Source organism: Streptococcus oralis, assembly GCF_023109155.1.
GTDB classification, from domain to species: Bacteria; Bacillota; Bacilli; order Lactobacillales; family Streptococcaceae; genus Streptococcus; species Streptococcus oralis_BZ.
The window spans coordinates 16,852-34,846 of record NZ_JALDUA010000001.1; the positions used below are offsets into that span (position 1 = coordinate 16,852).

The following is a 17,995-nucleotide window of genomic DNA, read 5'->3' on the forward strand; positions in this document are numbered from 1 at the left end:
AACTCGTTTTATTCTGTGAATTCACTAGTAATTTTGAATGATTTTTGTGTGTATAAGATGTGAAATGAAGTGTGGATATGATAGAATAGAAGAATGAAAATAAAAATTGTAACAGTGGGAAAATTAAAAGAAAAATACCTTAAAGATGGTATTTCTGAATATACCAAACGAATTTCACGTTTCGCCAAATTAGAAATGATTGAGCTCACTGATGAGAAGACACCTGACAAAGCCAGTGAATTAGAAAATCAAAAAATCTTGGAAACAGAAGGTGAAAGAATTCTTTCTAAGGTTGGAGAAAGAGACTTTGTCGTTGTACTAGCCATTGAAGGAAAAACACTCTCCTCAGAGGAATTGAGTAAGCAACTAGAGCAAGCTTCTATAAAAGGCTACTCAACGCTTACTTTTATCATTGGAGGAAGTTTGGGTCTAGCTCCTGTTGTAAAAAATAGGGCCAATCTTTCTGTCAGTTTTGGACGTCTGACATTACCACATCAGTTAATGAGATTAGTTTTAGTTGAACAAATTTACCGTGCTTTTACAATTCAACAGGGTTCTCCTTACCACAAATAGAAGATTGACTTAGCTCTTGTTTTTTGATAGAATGGTCATGTTAGGTCTCATAGCTCAGCTGGATAGAGCATTCGCCTTCTAAGCGAACGGTCGCAGGTTCGAATCCTGCTGGGATCAATTTTAGATGCGAAGCTGGGGTAAATCCCAGCTTTTTTCTTAAAAAAGTGCGTTTCAGGTGCAAAAATGTACAGTTGGGAAGAATTTTTTCTTACATGGTCTTCATTTTGTATAATAGATGTGTAAGTTAACTTACAAGAAAAAATAATACAGGAGATTTCATTATGAAAAATACAGTAAAGTTGGAACAATTTAAAGAGGTAACAGAGGCAGAATTGCAGGAGATTCGAGGTGGAGATTGGAGAATTTCAGAAACAATTCGTAATCTTATTTTTCCAAGAAGAAAGTAATGAAATAAAGGTAGAGAGTAATGGATTTATTTGGATTAGGGATAGCTATTTTTTATTTTCTCATCATTAGCAAAAGTTATGAATGGATTTGTAAAATAAATAGAAAAGAACAAATTGTTTTTTTCTGTTACACATGTATCTCAGTTTTTATACTTGAAGAAATTATTACACTAGTATTTTCTAATAGTTTTGCTTTGTCTAAATTTTTATTTCCTTTGGTTGTGTACCTTTATTTAAGAAAGTTAAAGAAGTCTGAAAAATACAAAGCTATTTTTATTAGTTTACTACTGTCTTTATTATATCACAGTACTCATACTTTTATATCCGTAACCTTATCTTCTATAACAGGAGATGAAGTAGTATTACACTATAAAAGTACATTTCTTTTAGTAGTATTGTTGATGACTTATTTTTCTATTCTAATAATAATTCGTTATTTTCATCTGGATATTAAATATTTTGATAAAGATTATCTGTATCCTTTTTTAAAAAAAGTAATAGTTGCTTTCTTTGGTTTGCATATCTTATTGTTTATTTCAGATATAGTAAGTACAACTCATCACTTAAATAGTTTTGGAAGTATTTTATCAACCATTGTTTTTATCTGTCTGCTATTAGTTTTCTTTGCAATGAATTCTTATAAGGTTCAAATTGAAAAAGAGATTGCCCTAAAGCAGAAGAAATTTGAACAAAAGTATTTACAAACTTATACAGATGAGATTGTGGGTTTGTATAATGAGATTCGAGGTTTTCGTCATGACTATGCAGGGATGCTTGTCAGCATGCAAATGGCGATTGACAGCGGAGATTTACACGAAATTGACAGGATTTACAACGAGGTCTTAGTAAAAGCAAATCAGAAATTGAGGTCAGACAAATATACTTACTTTGATTTAAACAACATAGAAGATTCGGCTTTACGAAGTTTAATTGCTCAATCGATTGTCTATGCACGAAATAATGATGTAGAGTTTACATTGGAAGTAAAAGATGTTATTACTAGATTGTCAATGGATTTACTTGATCTTGTTCGCATCATGAGCATTCTATTAAATAATGCTGTCGAAGGTGCCACAGATAGTTACTTGAAACAAATGGAAGTTGCAGTCATTAAAATGGATTTTGAAACAGTTATAGTTATCCAGAATTCATGCAAAATAACTATGACGCCTTCAGAAGACCTATTTGCCTTAGGTTTCTCTACCAAGGGAAGAAATAGAGGTCTAGGACTTAATAATGTCAAAGAGATTTTAGATAAGTATGACAACATTATCTTAGAAACAGAGATGGAAGACAACACATTTAGACAAATTATTAGATTTAAGAGGGAGTTCGAATGAAAGTATTAATTTTAGAAGATGTTATTGAACATCAAGTGAGACTAGAGAGAATATTAAATGAAATCTCGGAAGAATCGAATATTCCTATTTCATATAAGACAACAGGAAAAGTTCGTGAGTTTAAGGAATATATCGAAAATGATGAAGTAAACCAGCTTTATTTCCTAGATATCGATATTCATGGAATCGAGAAAAAAGGCTTTGAAGTGGCTCAATTTATCCGTCATCACAATCCTTATGCTATTATTGTCTTTATTACTAGTCGATCTGAATTTGCTACCTTAACGTACAAATACCAGGTATCAGCCCTAGATTTTGTTGATAAAGATATCAATGATGAATTGTTCAAAAAACGCATCGAGCAGAGTATTTTTTACACTAAGAGCATGCTGCTTGAAAACGAAGATGTTGTAGACTATTTTGATTACAACTATAAAGGAAATGATTTGAAAATTCCTTACCATGACATTTTGTATATCGAAACGACAGGAGTTTCTCATAAACTTCGGATTATTGGTAAGAATTTTGCAAAAGAATTCTATGGAACTATGACAGATATTCAGGAAAAGGACAAACATACCCAGCGATTTTATTGCTCCCATAAATCTTTCCTTGTCAATGTGGGAAATGTGAGAGAAATTGATCGAAAGAATTTAGAAGTTGTCTTTTATGAAGATCATCGTTGTCCAATTACTCGTTTAAAAGTCCGCAAACTAAAAGATATTCTAGAGAAAAAATCTAAAAAGTGATTGACAATTAGTAAGAAATTGATATAATGGTTATATCTGCTACAGATAGATGGTCCGTTGGTCAAGGGGTTAAGACACCGCCTTTTCACGGCGGTAACACGGGTTCGAATCCCGTACGGACTATTTTATCCGCCATAGCTCAGTTGGTAGTAGCGCATGACTGTTAATCATGATGTCGTAGGTTCGAGTCCTACTGGCGGAGTCAGATAAAAAAGAACACCATTGGTGTTCTTTTTCTTTTAGTTGACATCACCTAACATTTTCATAAGGAAGTCAGTCATTTCTTGCGGACTTTCTTTTTTTCCGTGAGCAATCCAAGTCTGGCAAACACCAAATAGGGCATTTGTTAGATAAATACTGCTGTATTCTAATTCTATTGGAGTGAGTTGTAGTTTCATAAAGCGTTTCTGAAGGTCGGTGCTAAGCATAATGTGAAGCTTATTTCTCAAGAAATTTTGGATTTCTTTTGTTCCATTTTCAGACAAGAGAGCAGCTAATAGTGGTTCAGACTCTAAATATTCAAACACTTCTAAAATAGCATCTCTTTTGTGATGAGCATGTTTTTGGAAAATATACTCAAAGGTATGAAATAGCTTACTTTGGTAGAGTTCAATCATATCATACTTATCCTTGTAGTGAGTGTAAAAGCTGGAACGACTAATTCCGGCTTTTTCTGCTAACTTGACAGTAGAAATTTGATCAAAGGGCTGGTCCATCAATAATTGAACCATGGCATTTTCGATAATTCGTTTTGTTTTTAAACGTTTGTTACTTTCTTTCATAATTTCTCCTCGTACACAAAAATAGACTATATGTCTAAAAAAGTATTTTTTATCTTGTAATTTAGATTTTTTAATGTATAATCTATTATATCAAAAATTTAGACAATATGTTTAAAAAAGGAGGAAATATGTTTAAAGAATGGAAAGAAATTTTTAAAAAACCGACCTTTATCATTGTAATGATAGGGATTTCTCTCATTCCAGCTTTATACAACATTATATTTTTATCGTCCATGTGGGATCCATATGGTCAAGTATCGGAGTTACCTGTGGCAGTTGTCAATAAAGATAAGGAAGCTTCTTATAATGGACAGACTATGACAATTGGTGAAGACATGGTGTCTAATTTAAAAGAAAATAAGGCTTTAGATTTTCACTTTGTTAATGAAGAGGAAGGGGAAAAAGGGCTAGAAGATGGTGACTACTACATGGTAGTGACTTTACCAAGTGACTTATCTGAAAAAGCTACTTCTATCCTAACGAATCATCCTGAACAGATGCAGATTGATTATCAGACGTCAAGTGGGCATAGCTTTATTGCAAGTAAGATGAGTGATTCTGCAATGACACAATTAAAACAAACTGTCTCTACTAATGTTACGGAAACATACACTAAGGCTTTATTTCAAAAAATGAATGATTTGAAATCTGGAATAAATAAGGCAGCTGAAGGAAGTGAACAATTGGCTAATGGAGCCGATCAGTTGGTGACGGGAAGTCAAACGTTGACGACAAATCTTAATACTCTAGCTAATTCAACTGTAACTTTTTCAAATGGAGCGGATCAATTTACAAAAGGCTTATCTAGCTATGTGTCTGCTATAGAGCAATTACATATTGGTTTAGGAACTTTTAATAGTGGTTTACAAAGTTATACAAATGCTGTCTCACAAGTTGACACTGGACTTGGTCAATTAGCTTCAAAAACTCCTGAGTTGGTGACAGGTGTAAATCAGCTAAATACAGGTATAAAGTCCTATACAGGTGGCGTTTCACAACTGGATACAGGTCTCAATCAATTTTCAGTTGGTGTAAATGCTTATACAAGTAGTGTGAAAGAACTTTCTAACGGAACAAGTCAATTATCCAATCAATCAGATACACTAAGAGATGGAATGGAGCAATTAAATACTGGTATTAAAGAAATTTCAAGTCAATTAGAGTCCTCATCTCAACAAAGTGAAGAAATAGCGCAATTGGCAACAAGCTTAGGAGAACTAAATAAAACACTACAAGCTCTTAAAATATCAGATAATACTCAACTGAAAAGTACATTGTCAGAAGCTTTGCCAAATCTAACAACTCTTGCTCAGGATATTGTGACAAAAAGTCAGACAGAACAAGAGAAAACTATTGCTAACCTTCAATCAACAGCTACTTATCAATCTCTTACAGAGGAACAAAAGAAAGAACTGACAGAAGCTATTTCTAAAAATTCTAATTCTACTATTGAGTCAGCAAAAACAATTTTAACGACAGTAGGGGGATTAAAAGAAAGTATAGAGAATTCAGAACAACAAGTAACTAATCTATCTGATGTACAGACGAAGGCAAATCAACTCTTACCTGCAGCATCTAGCTCCTTGACAACCTTGTCAAATGGATTTACAACATTACAAACTTCTGTAAATAATCAGTTAGTTCCTGGAAGTCAGTCAATTGAAAAAGGTGTTGTAAACTATACTAAAGGACTAGATACTATTTCTATTGGTGCTAATCAACTAAGTGAAAAGAATACAAGTTTAACAACTAGTCTAGATAAATTAGTTTCTGGATCAAGTAAGTTGACAGAAAATACATCAACCTTGACAGTTGGAGTAGATGCATTAGCTGGAAAAGCTCCAGAATTAGTATCAGGTATAGAAAGTTTGTCATCTGGTTCTGCTCAATTGAATAATAAGAGTCCAGAGCTGATAGCAGGTATTACTACATTACAATTTGGCTCTGGTCAATTAACAGACAAATCAACACAGTTACTTTCTGCAGCATCCCAACTAGGAAGTGGCGCTATGAAGATTGCAGATGGTGCTGGAAAACTAGCAGATGGTGGAACAACTTTAACCTCTAGTCTTGAAGATTTACAAACAGGAGTTGATTCATTAGTACAAGGATTAGGCAATGCTAATAATCAACTCAAATCAGCTTCGACAGAATCTAAAAATGCAGAAACATTATCTGAACCTCTAGTTCTCTCAAAAACAGACAATGACCAAGTTCCTGTGAATGGGATTGCCATGGCTCCTTATATGATATCAGTTGCTCTTTTTGTTGCTGCTATATCTACCAATATGATTTTTGCTAAGTTGCCTTCTGGACGTCATCCAGAGAGCCGTTGGGCTTGGTTGAAGTCTCGTTCTGAAATAAATGGGATTATAGCTGTCTTAGCAGGTGTTTTAGTTTATGGAGGTGTCCATCTTATTGGATTGACTGCGAACCATGAGATGAGGACCTTGATTCTAATTATAATCACAAGTTTAGTTTTCATGTCTATGGTGACAGCTTTAACAACTTGGAATAGCCGTATTGGAGCTTTCTTCTCTCTTATTTTACTTTTATTACAGTTAGCATCAAGTGCAGGGACCTATCCCCTTGCTTTGACAAATGATTTCTTCAAAGGTGTCAATCCTTGGTTACCAATGAGTTATTCTGTATCAGGCTTACGACAAACAATCTCTATGACAGGAAATATTCATCATCAAGTGATTTTCCTTATTATAACTCTAGCTTTCTTTACTGCTTTAGGTATGCTAGCTTATCAACCTAAGAAAATGGAAGAAGATTAAAAAGATTGGCCAAGAAATTGGTCAATCTTTTTCTGTCTTAGATAAATTTCGTCTGTGATTATAGATTCCAAAAAGAAGAAGGGCAGTTAGTGAACAAGCTGCTCCAATAACAAAACCGTTGGGGATAAAGGAAAGTGTAATGGTGCCTTTTCCCTTTGGAACATCAACTTTCATAAAACCAGTTTGAGCCTGCTTGATTTCAAGTTTTTTCCCATCCTGGTATGCAGACCAACCTTTGTCATAAGGAATAGTGAAGAAAATAGAGGTATCTTGTTTGACTTCATATGTAGCAAAGACTTTATTTTTAGAGGTGGATACTTCTACAGGTTGTTCTTTAATTTTTTGGATTGCTTCAGTTAGGGCCTGAGTATCTAAACGATAGAAGGTTGGAGATTCAAATGACACCTGAGAATTTCCAGGGAAACTAACACTGATATTGAAAGTTTTTTGTTCTTCAGTATAACCCAAATTAAAGAAATTAAATGCATTGTCAGTTGTAAAAGTCTTCTTTTCTCCATTGACAATGATGTCAACTTTCTTTTGCTTATCGTTTGTAAAATGAAGATTTGAAAAAGAGAGATAGACTTGACTATTTTGAGGAACCTCAATTTGATAATCAATCTTTGCATCTTCATTAGCAGAACCTGTGATGCTCGTTAAACCATCTGAAGTATCTGTTTTATCATATGCTATTTGGGAGAAGTAATCTAAGTTGAGATTAGCAAGCTGGTTTATAAATAAAGCCTGATTATCTAGAGTGTGATTGTTAAAGTTTACATCTGTGTAAATAGATTGAGTGGCAAAGGCAATGGGTAAAGAGAGTTGATTTTTATATAAGGTTAAATGATCCTTTTGATAAATCTCTTGAAAGCCATACTTATCAAGTGAAGTTTCAGAAATATTGTACTGGATTCCAAATAAACTGTCTGCTAAAAGACTGTTATTTGCATAACGGAGATTGAGGTTGGTTCCAGAGGATTTGAATCCCAGTTTATCCAAACTAGTGCTAGCTGAACGATTTCGTACAGACGAAAATTGAGAGATTCCATTGTAGTTAAATTTCATACTGTCATTCCCAGTCTGAATTTGCAGTTTTTCAGTACGTGTAAATGGATTGTCAATTTGGTTTAGAACGGATTCCATAGCAGTGATATCTCTATTATAGGCGCTACGAGAAGCAAAGGCCCATTCTTTAGCTATTCCTTCCATTTGAGATGAAGCATTTAAGCTTATCTCAGCTGTTATAAATAAAGACAAAAGAATTGCAAATAGATTTACAGAGATAAACTTTCTAATGACTGCAAGAAGTAAAAGAGCATAAACTAGTAGAAATTCAAGAGTGAGTAGGATATTCAAATCTGTTAGAAAAGAATAGTGTGATTTAAAATAGACAGTAGCCAAAAATCCTGTTAGTACAAGAAAAAGTGAGACAAATAGATTCCATAGCTTCAGTTCTTTCAGACGATTTAAGACTTCTGCTGCAGTATAAATTAACAGAGTGGAAAAAATCCAAGCATAGCGATGCAAAAACATATTTGGGGTATGCATCCCTTGCCAAAATAAATCAAGTGCTTCTATGTAAAAGCTTGTTATTAAAAAAGTAAAGAAAATTGCATAGATAAGTTTCACGTGAAACCTTATGGATTTTATTGTGAAAAATAGAATGGTCAAAATAAAAGGGAGCAGTCCAACAAAAATCATTGGTATAGATCCATATTTAGTTGTATCAAAAGATCCAATGAATTGTTTTGCGAAAATATCCAGATACCAGCTACTATCTGTCTTTAATTTTGTGATGGTAGTCAACTTCTCACCGTGAGTTTGTAAATCAAACAGTGTAGGAAGAGTCATAATCAAACTAGTCATTCCAGCTAAAAATGAGGTAACAACAAAATCAAGAAAAGATGATTTTCGAGTTTTAAAGTCCCAAGAAATTTGGCAGAGATACCAGAAAATAAGAAACAATGCTGTCATATACCCAAAATAATAATTTTGAATAAATAAGATTGACAAACTTGTAAAGTATAGTAGGCGCTTCTTTTGTGTTATAAGTAGGTGTAAACCAGTTATAATTAAAGGAATCAAGATAAAAACATCTAGCCAGGTTTTAATCTCTAACTGACTGACAGTGAAGCTCATTAAAGCATAGGAAGTAGATAAGGCAAGTTTTAAAAATTTTGGGATATCTTTAAATAATCTATTTAGACTAAAGAAGGTTGACAGACCAATCAATCCAAATTTTAAGAGAGTGGTTAGATAGACAGCATCTGGCATATTCGACAGATTAAAAAAGTAAACCAGGGGTGAAAGAAAACTACCCAGGTAATAACTAGATAGAGCATAGAAATTCAGTCCGAGGCCACTTGTAAAGGTGTAAAACAAACTGCCATTTCCATGCAGAATATTTCGTAAAGCTACATCAAAAATAACGTATTGATGGAAACCGTCTCCTAATAGTGGAGATGAATCGCTATTCCAGTAGATACCTTGAGTTAGGTATACTCCAGTCATAATTACTAAAGGAATGATGAAAGAAACAAAATAGGTCCAATATGTTTTAAAAAATGATTTCATGTTACCTCGTAGAATGATAGAAAACTCAGTTGGTTACCCCAACTGAGTTTTGAAGTCTTATTTAATCTTTCCAAAGTTCTTTAACTTTTGCTTGTACTTCTGCATTTTCTAGGAATTCATCATAGGTTTCATCGATACGATCAATGACGCCATTCTTAGACAAAACAATGATATGGTTTGCCAAAGTTTGGATAAACTCATGGTCATGACTGGCAAAGATGATTGATTCTTTAAAGTTTTTCAATCCATCGTTCAAGCTTGAGATAGATTCCAAGTCCAAGTGATTTGTTGGATCATCAAGTACAAGGACATTTGATTTCAAGAGCATGAGTTTTGAAAGCATGACACGTACTTTTTCTCCCCCTGACAAGACGTTTACAGGTTTGTTAACCTCATCTCCAGAAAAGAGCATACGACCAAGGAAACCACGTAGGAAGGTATTGTCATCTTCTTCTTTACTTGCAAATTGACGCAACCAGTCAAGGATTGACTCTCCTCCTGCAAAATCAGCCGAGTTGTCTTTTGGCAAGTAAGAACGGCTAGTAGTAACTCCCCACTTGACAGTTCCTTCATAGTCGATGTCACCCATAATTGCACGAATTAATGCAGTCGTTTGGATGTCATTTTGTCCAATAAGAGCTGTCTTATCACCTGGACGCAAGATGAAACTAATATTGTCTAGGATAGTTTCGCCATCAATCTTTACAGTTAAATTTTCTACTATCAAGAGATCATTACCAATCTCACGTTCTGCTTTAAAGTTGATAAATGGGTATTTACGACTAGAAGGAACAATTTCTTCTAATTCAATCTTGTCAAGCATTTTTTTACGAGACGTTGCTTGTTTTGACTTAGAAGCGTTGGCAGAGAAGCGAGCAACGAATTCTTGCAATTGCTTAATTTTTTCTTCTGCCTTGGCATTACGGTCTGCTAGCAATTTAGCAGCAAGCTCAGAAGATTCCTTCCAGAAGTCGTAGTTTCCGACATAGAGTTTGATTTTTCCAAAGTCAAGGTCGGCCATATGAGTACACACTTTGTTTAAGAAGTGACGGTCGTGGGATACTACGATAACGGTATTATCAAAGTCAATCAAGAAGTCTTCTAGCCAAGTAATAGATTGGATGTCCAACCCGTTGGTCGGCTCGTCCAAGAGAAGAACGTCTGGTTTGCCAAAAAGTGCTTTAGCAAGGAGAACCTTCACTTTTTCACCATTGGCCAATTCGCTCATGTTTTGATAGTGCAATTCTTCTGGAATGTTTAGGTTTTGAAGTAATTGAGATGCTTCACTTTCTGCCTCCCAACCTCCAAGTTCAGCAAATTCACCTTCGAGTTCGGCTGCACGAACACCATCTTCATCGGAAAAATCTTCCTTCATGTAAATGGCATCTTTTTCTTTCATGATGTTGTAAAGTTTTTCATTTCCCATAATGACGACATCAATAACTCGCTCGTCTTCATAGTCAAAATGATTTTGACGGAGAACAGAGAGACGTTCATCTGGACCAAGAGAGATGTGACCAGTTGTTGGCTCGATATCACCAGCTAAGATTTTTAAGAATGTAGACTTCCCAGCACCATTAGCACCAATTAATCCGTATGTATTTCCTTCTGTAAATTTGATATTGACATCATCAAAAAGTTTGCGATCACTAAAACGTAGTGAAACATCAGATACTGTAAGCAATGTTTTTCTCCTATAATATGTAATATATTTATTCTACTAGAAAAGAGAGAAATATTCAAATTTTTGTTTGTCAATTTTGTGTCAATTAAGTATACAGGTTTGTTTACAATAAGTTAGTTGTTTGATTTAAATAATTTCCTGTTATTTTAACAAAAAAATGCTATAATTGAAGAGACCATTTCGAAGGAGAAAAAAATGACGAAACCCATTATTTTAACAGGAGATCGCCCAACAGGAAAACTGCATATTGGACATTATGTTGGGAGTCTTAAAAATAGAGTATTACTGCAGGAAGAAGACAAGTATGAGATGTTTGTTTTTTTGGCGGACCAACAAGCATTGACAGATCACGCTAAAGACCCTCAAACGATTGTAGAATCGATTGGGAATGTTGCCTTGGATTATTTAGCAGTTGGATTGGATCCAAGTAAATCAACTATCTTTATTCAAAGCCAGATTCCAGAGTTGGCTGAGCTGTCTATGTACTATATGAATTTGGTATCACTAGCTCGTTTGGAACGGAATCCGACAGTAAAAACAGAGATTGCTCAAAAAGGGTTTGGAGAAAGTATTCCGACAGGATTTTTGGTTTATCCAATTGCGCAAGCAGCAGATATTACTGCCTTCAAGGCGAATTATGTTCCTGTTGGAACAGATCAGAAACCAATGATTGAGCAAACTCGCGAGATTGTTCGTTCTTTTAACAACGCATATAACTGTGATGTCTTGGTGGAACCGGAAGGTATTTATCCAGAAAATGAGAGAGCAGGGCGTTTGCCTGGTTTAGATGGAAATGCTAAAATGTCTAAATCCCTGAATAATGGTATTTATCTAGCAGATGATGCGGATACGTTGCGTAAAAAAGTCATGAGCATGTATACTGATCCAGACCATATTCGGGTTGAGGATCCAGGTAAGATTGAAGGAAACATGGTTTTCCATTATCTAGATGTTTTTGGTCGTCCAGAAGATGCTCAAGACATTGCAGATATGAAAGAACATTATCAACGTGGTGGTCTTGGTGATGTAAAGACGAAACGTTATCTACTTGAAATATTAGAACGCGAACTTGGTCCTATTCGTGAGCGTCGTATCGAATTTGCTAAGGACATGGGAGAAGTGTACAATATGCTTCAAAAAGGTAGTGAGAAAGCGCGTGAAGTCGCAGGTCAAACCCTATCTGAGGTTAAGGGAGCAATGGGACTAAATTACTTTAAATAATAGATAAAATATGAATCGTAAAACTATCTCTTCCATAGGATCACAGGGATAGTTTTTTTATGATTTCTACCATAAATATAATTGACAAATTTTCATAGAATGGTATGATAGATACAATACAAAAAGAGTCAAGCTCAAAAAGAAAGAAAAGAGGAAACTTCAATGTCTAATTGGGATACTAAATTTTTAAAAAAAGGTTTTACCTTTGATGATGTATTGCTCATTCCAGCAGAAAGTCATGTGTTGCCTAATGATGCAGATTTAACAACAAAATTGGCAGATAATCTGACTTTAAATATCCCAATTATAACAGCCGCCATGGATACAGTCACAGAAAGTCAAATGGCTATTGCCATTGCCCGTGCGGGTGGTCTTGGAGTAATCCATAAAAACATGTCTATTGCGCAACAAGCAGATGAAGTTCGCAAGGTAAAACGTTCTGAAAATGGTGTTATTATTGATCCATTCTTCTTGACTCCAGAACACACGATTGCTGAAGCAGATGAACTGATGGGACGTTACCGTATCAGTGGTGTTCCAGTTGTGGAGACACTTGAAAATCGTAAATTGGTTGGTATTCTAACAAACCGAGATCTTCGCTTTATTTCAGATTATAATCAGCCAATCTCAAACCATATGACCAGTGAAAATCTTGTTACTGCTCCTGTTGGTACAGACCTTGCAACAGCTGAGAGCATTCTTCAAGAACACCGTATTGAAAAACTTCCTTTGGTTGATGAAGAAGGTCGTCTTTCTGGCTTGATTACTATTAAAGATATTGAAAAAGTTATTGAGTTTCCAAATGCTGCAAAAGATGAGTTTGGTCGTCTTCTAGTTGCTGGAGCGGTGGGTGTCACTTCAGATACATTTGAACGTGCCGAAGCCCTTTTTGAAGCAGGAGCGGATGCAATTGTTATTGATACTGCACATGGTCATTCTGCAGGTGTTCTACGTAAAATTGCTGAAATTCGTGCTCACTTCCCAGACCGCACTTTGATTGCGGGTAATATTGCCACTGCAGAAGGTGCGCGTGCTCTTTATGATGCAGGTGTAGATGTTGTCAAAGTTGGTATTGGACCAGGTTCTATCTGTACCACTCGTGTGATTGCAGGGGTTGGTGTCCCACAAGTGACAGCAATCTATGATGCAGCAGCAGTTGCGCGTGAATATGGTAAAACAATCATTGCTGATGGTGGAATCAAGTACTCTGGAGATATTGTAAAAGCCCTTGCTGCAGGTGGTAATGCAGTTATGCTTGGATCAATGTTTGCTGGAACAGACGAAGCGCCAGGTGAAACGGAAATCTTCCAAGGACGTAAGTTTAAGACTTACCGTGGTATGGGATCAATCGCTGCAATGAAGAAAGGTTCAAGTGACCGTTACTTCCAAGGTTCTGTCAATGAAGCAAACAAACTTGTTCCAGAAGGAATTGAAGGTCGTGTTGCCTATAAAGGAGCAGCAGCTGATATTGTCTTCCAAATGATTGGTGGTATTCGCTCTGGTATGGGTTACTGTGGTGCAGCTAACCTTAAAGAATTACACGACAACGCTCAATTTATTGAAATGTCTGGAGCTGGTCTAAAAGAAAGCCATCCTCATGATGTACAAATCACTAATGAGGCACCAAACTACTCTATGTAAGTAGTAAAAAAGAACTCCTGATTTTCAGGAGTCCTTTTTGTTTACAAAGTTGTCAATGTTGATTTACAGAAATTTTACCATTTTGAATGTTGAAAATACTAAGGTTTTTTGGCAAGTTTTGTAAGTGGTCTAAACTTGTTGTTGTAATAAAGGTTTGGATAGATTGAGAAATGGTTTCTAGTAATTTTAGTTGCCGTGTATTGTCAAGTTCGCTCATAACATCATCAAGCAGTAGTATCGGAGACTCATTGGTAATACTTTCCATTAGCTCAATTTCCGCCAGTTTTATAGAAAGAACAAGGCTACGATGTTGACCTTGGCTTCCAAAACTAGCATCCATACCATTGATATAAAAAGAAATATCATCTCGATGAGGGCCAACTCCAGTATTCTTTTTAAATAAATCTCTGGATCTGCTTTTATCTAAAGCAATTTTAAAGGAACTTGTTAGCTGTTCTTCATTAGTGAAGTTGACAGATGATTGATAAGATATTGACAGTTCTTCTAATTTATTTGAAATTTCTAAGTGTTTTTTTTGGCCAAATTTCTCTAAGTCTTTAATGAATTTTATCCGATGCTTTATAACGCGACAACCATAATCTATTAACTGATCATCTAAGACTGACAGAAATGTTTCATCAATCTTTTGGCTGGATTTTAGGTAAGTATTTCTCTGCTTGAGTATATGGTTATAGTTTGACAAGTCTGACAAGTAGATTGGTTTAATTTGTCCCAGTTCGATGTCTATAAACTTTCGACGGACAGAAGGTGCTCCCTTAATTAGCTGGAGATCTTCAGGCGCGAAGAGGACAACATTCATATGTCCAATGTAGTCTGATAGGCGCGCTTGTTTTAAGTGATTGACCTTAGTCACACGCCCTTTTGGTGTTAAATCAATTTCTAGAGGGATAGAGCTTGTTTTTTTCTGTAGCAAGCCAGAAAGATGGAGTTGCTCGTTATCAAAATGAATGAGATTTTTATCTGTACGAGTCCGATGACTACGTGTCAAGGCTAAGAAATAGATTGCCTCTAGAATATTGGTTTTTCCTTGTGCATTTTGACCTAGAAAGACATTTAATTTTGGATTGAAATCAATTTTTGCCTCTTTGTAGTTTCGAAAGGTTTTAATTGTTAAATGTTGGAGCCACATGGTTATCTTCCTGGAAAACGTGGAACTTGTTTGGTTTTAGGTGATGAAGAAGTTTTTTGTTTTTCTTTCTTGACACCTTTATTCATCTCTTTAACAAGTTTAGCAATTCGCTCTTTCTCAATCTTATCTGCTTGATGCTCTTCTTGCTCTTTTAAACTTGGTTGTGTCAAGGTGATGTCAATCTTTAAATCAGGAATGTCAATCGTATCTCCAATACGGATTTTTTTCCCACGTCTACTTTCTAACTCGCCATTAAAGTAAACTTGATGATCTATTAAAAAGGATTTGATAGCACCACCGCTTTGTATAATTCCAAGTTCTTTTAGGAGGGCTTGGAGCGTAATAAATTCTTCAAATAATTTGTATTCCATAATTCACCTCAATCTTTGGTATTATACCATATTTTCCTTGAAATAGCTGAAGGAAAGTTAGCTGAAATGAAAACGGTTTTACTCTTTAAAGCTATAAAGAGAACAAGAAAAATTTTGATTTTCGTGGTATAATAGAACTCTATATGTAAGGAGGTAAGGTATGGAATTAGTGCCTGGAATTTCAGCACATTTTGTTCAATCCAAAAAGTTTAAAACAAATAAAATCACTATTCGTTTTACTGCTCCCTTATCTCTTGAGACAATAGCAGGACGCATGTTAAGTGCTAGTATGTTGGAGACGGCAAATCAAGCTTATCCCACATCACAAGCATTTCGCAGATACTTGGCAAGTTTATATGGAACAGATATTTCCACAAGTGCTTATCGTAGGGGACAGGCACATATTCTTGACTTAACATTTACTTATGTGAGGGATGATTTTTTAAGCAAAAAGAATGTCTTGACTTCTCGAATTTTGGAATTGGTGAGACAGACTTTATTTGCTCCCTTAGCTCAAGATGGTGCTTTTGAGCCAGCTTTATTTGAAATTGAAAGAAAACAGTTATTGGCTAGTCTAGCTACTGATATGGATGATTCATTTTATTTTGCTCATAAGGAGTTGGATAGCTTGTTCTTCCATGATGAGCGTCTTCAATTGAGATACAGTGATTTACGAAATAGCATTTTAAATGAGTCTCCGGAAAGTGGATACATGTGCTTTCAAAATACTCTGAAAAATGATCGTATTGATTTCTTTTTCTTAGGTGATTTCAACGAAGTAGAAATTACAGAATCACTGAAGTCATTACCCTTTACAGCTAGAGAGAACGGCATCACTATCCAGTACTATCAATCTTATTCGAATGTTCTACGAGAAGGAATGGTTCAGAGGAATGTTGGGCAATCTATTTTAGAATTAGGATATCATTCTCCTGTAAAATATGGTGATGATGAGCATTTGCCCATGCTTGTTATGAATGGTTTGTTGGGTGAATTTGCACATTCGAAACTTTTTACAAACGTTCGTGAAAATGCTGGAATAGCCTATACAGTCTCGAGTCAATTGGATTTGTTTAGTGGTCTGTTAAGGATGTATGCGGGTATTGATAGAGAAAATCGAAATCAGGCTAGAAAATTGATGAATCATCAGTTGCTAGATTTGAAAAAGGGCAACTTTACAGATTTTGAGCTTGAACAAACCAAGGAGATGATTCGACGATCTTTGTTGATGGCTCAAGATAATCAACAGACCCTAGTTGAAAGAGTCTATTTGAATGCTCTATTGGGAAAATCAAGCTTTGACATTGATCGATTGGTGGCAAAATTAGAGAGTGTTGATAAAGAAGCTGTCTGTAAAGTTGCCAACAGTTTGAAGTTACAAGCGATTTACTTTATGGAAGGAGTAGAATGACAAAGGTTACTTTTGAAGAAAAATACTATCCTGCTGTAAAGGAAACAGTCTACAAAACAAGATTGTCAAATGGGTTGACAGTTTCTTTACTTCCTAAACAAGATTTCAATGAGGTTTATGGGATTGTAACGGTTCAATTTGGTTCTGTAGATGCAACTTATACAAGCTTGGAAAAAGGTTTACGTCATCATCCAGCAGGAATTGCACATTTTCTTGAACATAAATTGTTTGAAAGAGAAAATTCTGAGGATATAATGGCTGCGTTTACTCGATTAGGTGCGGACAGTAATGCCTTTACAAGCTTTACTAAGACCAGCTATCTTTTTTCAACAATTGACCATCTATTAGAAAATTTAGATTTGCTAGATGAGTTAGTCGGAGATGTTCATTTTACAGAAGAGTCTGTTTTGAGGGAACAGGCTATTATCCAGCAAGAACGAGAAATGTACCAAGATGATCCAGACTCACGTTTGTTTTTTGCAACATTAGCCAACCTTTATCCTGATACTCCTTTAGCAATAGATATAGTTGGAAGTGAAAAATCAATTTCTGAGATTCAAGTTTCAAATTTAAAAGAGAACTTTACAGACTTTTACAAACCTGTCAACATGTCACTGTTTTTAGTTGGAAATATTGATGTAAAAGTTGTTGAGGAATACTTTTCGAAAAAGGAAAAGAAGACTCTAGAACAGTTTACAGTTACAAAAGAGCAACTACCCTTACAGCCTGTGAAGCAAACAGATAGTCTTCGGATGGAAGTTTCTTCACCAAAACTTGCTGTTGCGATTAGAGGTAATGGGCAAATAACAGAAGCTGAGTCTTATCGTTACAATATTTTATTGAAATTACTATTTACGATGATGTTTGGTTGGACTTCTGATCGTTTTCAAAGGTTATATGAGTCTGGGAAGTTAGACGCGTCATTGTCACTTGAGGTTGAAGTCAACAGTCGCTTTCATTTTGTGATATTGACAATGGACACCAAAGAGCCTGTTTCTCTGTCACATCAATTTCGTAAAGCGATTCGTCAGTTTAGTAGTGATGCGGATATTACCGAGGAGCATTTAGATCTTGTTAAGAGTGAGATGTTTGGTGAGTTTTTCAGTAGCATGAACTCTTTGGAATTTATTGCAACTCAATACGATCCGATGGATCGCGGAGAAACAATTTTTGATTTTCCGAAAATTTTACAGGAAATTACTTTGGAGGATGTTCTAGAAGCTGGACATCGTTTGATTGATAATGGTGATCTAGTTGATTTTACAATCTTTCCAGCTTAAAAGATAACTAATACTAGAAAGAAGGAATG

General features: G+C 35.3%; 14 protein-coding genes and 3 tRNA genes. 12 read left to right on the forward strand and 5 right to left on the reverse strand.

Features of this window, described 5'->3' with window-relative positions:
* Positions 1-93: 93 nt before the first annotated feature.
* From rlmH to M1F63_RS00110, 7 genes are all read left to right on the forward strand, one after another.
* Positions 94-573, forward strand: a complete 480-nt coding sequence (gene rlmH / locus M1F63_RS00080) for a 23S rRNA (pseudouridine(1915)-N(3))-methyltransferase RlmH (RefSeq protein ID WP_247940433.1) — start codon at positions 94-96, stop codon at positions 571-573.
* 43 nt (positions 574-616) lie between these two features.
* Positions 617-690 (forward strand) — tRNA-Arg (locus tag M1F63_RS00085).
* A 164-nt stretch (positions 691-854) separates the two neighbouring features.
* Entirely contained in the window at positions 855-980 is a 126-nt protein-coding gene (gene comC / locus M1F63_RS00090; RefSeq protein WP_000799678.1) for a competence-stimulating peptide ComC, read from the forward strand.
* Between the two features lie 20 nt (positions 981-1,000).
* Complete coding sequence (comD, locus tag M1F63_RS00095; RefSeq protein WP_247940434.1) at positions 1,001-2,320, forward strand: GHKL domain-containing protein; 1,320 nt, start codon at positions 1,001-1,003, stop codon at positions 2,318-2,320.
* The gene (gene comE, locus M1F63_RS00100; protein ID WP_000866079.1) at positions 2,317-3,069 is read left to right on the forward strand and encodes a competence system response regulator transcription factor ComE; all 753 of its coding nucleotides are present in this window, start codon (positions 2,317-2,319) and stop codon (positions 3,067-3,069) included. Before comD ends, comE begins: the two co-directional genes overlap by 4 nt.
* A 51-nt stretch (positions 3,070-3,120) precedes the next feature.
* Positions 3,121-3,192 (forward strand) — tRNA-Glu (locus tag M1F63_RS00105).
* Between the two features lie 5 nt (positions 3,193-3,197).
* Positions 3,198-3,271: transfer RNA gene (locus M1F63_RS00110), tRNA-Asn, on the forward strand.
* Positions 3,272-3,308: 37 nt separating this feature from the next.
* Here M1F63_RS00110 and M1F63_RS00115 read toward each other — a convergent pair.
* Positions 3,309-3,851 carry a TetR/AcrR family transcriptional regulator gene (locus tag M1F63_RS00115; RefSeq protein ID WP_000665080.1) on the reverse strand — a complete coding sequence of 181 codons (543 nt, stop codon included), beginning with the start codon at positions 3,849-3,851 and terminating at the stop codon, positions 3,309-3,311.
* Positions 3,852-3,979: 128 nt separating this feature from the next.
* Between M1F63_RS00115 and M1F63_RS00120 the strand changes: the two genes are divergently transcribed.
* Entirely contained in the window at positions 3,980-6,634 is a 2,655-nt protein-coding gene (locus M1F63_RS00120) for a YhgE/Pip domain-containing protein (RefSeq protein ID WP_247940435.1), read from the forward strand.
* A 21-nt stretch (positions 6,635-6,655) separates the two neighbouring features.
* Here the strand turns inward: M1F63_RS00120 and M1F63_RS00125 are convergent, their stop codons facing one another.
* Together M1F63_RS00125 and M1F63_RS00130 are read right to left on the reverse strand one after the other, a co-directional pair.
* Positions 6,656-9,208, reverse strand: a complete 2,553-nt coding sequence (locus M1F63_RS00125; protein ID WP_247940436.1) for a YfhO family protein — start codon at positions 9,206-9,208, stop codon at positions 6,656-6,658.
* A gap of 61 nt (positions 9,209-9,269) precedes the next feature.
* Complete coding sequence (locus tag M1F63_RS00130) at positions 9,270-10,892, reverse strand: ATP-binding cassette domain-containing protein (protein WP_247940437.1); 1,623 nt, start codon at positions 10,890-10,892, stop codon at positions 9,270-9,272.
* 195 nt (positions 10,893-11,087) lie between these two features.
* Between M1F63_RS00130 and trpS the strand changes: the two genes are divergently transcribed.
* Positions 11,088-12,113, forward strand: a complete 1,026-nt coding sequence (gene trpS, locus M1F63_RS00135; RefSeq protein ID WP_247921127.1) for a tryptophan--tRNA ligase — start codon at positions 11,088-11,090, stop codon at positions 12,111-12,113.
* A gap of 162 nt (positions 12,114-12,275) precedes the next feature.
* The gene (gene guaB, locus M1F63_RS00140; RefSeq protein WP_000073416.1) at positions 12,276-13,754 is read left to right on the forward strand and encodes an IMP dehydrogenase; all 1,479 of its coding nucleotides are present in this window, start codon (positions 12,276-12,278) and stop codon (positions 13,752-13,754) included.
* A gap of 52 nt (positions 13,755-13,806) precedes the next feature.
* Here guaB and recF read toward each other — a convergent pair whose 3' ends face one another.
* Together recF and yaaA are read right to left on the reverse strand one after the other, a co-directional pair.
* Positions 13,807-14,904, reverse strand: coding sequence for a DNA replication/repair protein RecF (recF, locus tag M1F63_RS00145; protein WP_247921126.1), 1,098 nt, complete (start codon positions 14,902-14,904; stop codon positions 13,807-13,809).
* A gap of 2 nt (positions 14,905-14,906) precedes the next feature.
* Positions 14,907-15,275, reverse strand: a complete 369-nt coding sequence (gene yaaA, locus M1F63_RS00150; protein WP_049489933.1) for a S4 domain-containing protein YaaA — start codon at positions 15,273-15,275, stop codon at positions 14,907-14,909.
* 160 nt (positions 15,276-15,435) lie between these two features.
* Between yaaA and yfmF the strand changes: the two genes are divergently transcribed.
* A complete protein-coding gene (yfmF, locus tag M1F63_RS00155) occupies positions 15,436-16,686 on the forward strand; it encodes an EF-P 5-aminopentanol modification-associated protein YfmF (protein WP_247940438.1) in 1,251 nt (416 codons plus the stop codon).
* Positions 16,683-17,966, forward strand: a complete 1,284-nt coding sequence (gene yfmH, locus M1F63_RS00160) for an EF-P 5-aminopentanol modification-associated protein YfmH (protein WP_247921124.1) — start codon at positions 16,683-16,685, stop codon at positions 17,964-17,966. Before yfmF ends, yfmH begins: the two co-directional genes overlap by 4 nt.
* Positions 17,967-17,995: the final 29 nt, after the last annotated feature.

What these genes read in the sequence shown, in the direction of transcription:
- comC (WP_000799678.1), top strand. Translation starts at nt 855, where the DNA reads ATGAAAAATACAGTAAAGTTGGAACAATTTAAAGAGGTAACAGAGGCA.
- comE (WP_000866079.1), top strand. Translation starts at nt 2,317, where the DNA reads ATGAAAGTATTAATTTTAGAAGATGTTATTGAACATCAAGTGAGACTA.
- guaB (WP_000073416.1), top strand. Translation starts at nt 12,276, where the DNA reads ATGTCTAATTGGGATACTAAATTTTTAAAAAAAGGTTTTACCTTTGAT.
- recF (WP_247921126.1), bottom strand. Translation starts at nt 14,904, where the DNA reads ATGTGGCTCCAACATTTAACAATTAAAACCTTTCGAAACTACAAAGAG.
- M1F63_RS00120 (WP_247940435.1), top strand. Translation starts at nt 3,980, where the DNA reads ATGTTTAAAGAATGGAAAGAAATTTTTAAAAAACCGACCTTTATCATT.
- M1F63_RS00115 (WP_000665080.1), bottom strand. Translation starts at nt 3,851, where the DNA reads ATGAAAGAAAGTAACAAACGTTTAAAAACAAAACGAATTATCGAAAAT.
- yfmF (WP_247940438.1), top strand. Translation starts at nt 15,436, where the DNA reads ATGGAATTAGTGCCTGGAATTTCAGCACATTTTGTTCAATCCAAAAAG.
- trpS (WP_247921127.1), top strand. Translation starts at nt 11,088, where the DNA reads ATGACGAAACCCATTATTTTAACAGGAGATCGCCCAACAGGAAAACTG.
- M1F63_RS00125 (WP_247940436.1), bottom strand. Translation starts at nt 9,208, where the DNA reads ATGAAATCATTTTTTAAAACATATTGGACCTATTTTGTTTCTTTCATC.
- yfmH (WP_247921124.1), top strand. Translation starts at nt 16,683, where the DNA reads ATGACAAAGGTTACTTTTGAAGAAAAATACTATCCTGCTGTAAAGGAA.
- rlmH (WP_247940433.1), top strand. Translation starts at nt 94, where the DNA reads ATGAAAATAAAAATTGTAACAGTGGGAAAATTAAAAGAAAAATACCTT.
- yaaA (WP_049489933.1), bottom strand. Translation starts at nt 15,275, where the DNA reads ATGGAATACAAATTATTTGAAGAATTTATTACGCTCCAAGCCCTCCTA.
- comD (WP_247940434.1), top strand. Translation starts at nt 1,001, where the DNA reads ATGGATTTATTTGGATTAGGGATAGCTATTTTTTATTTTCTCATCATT.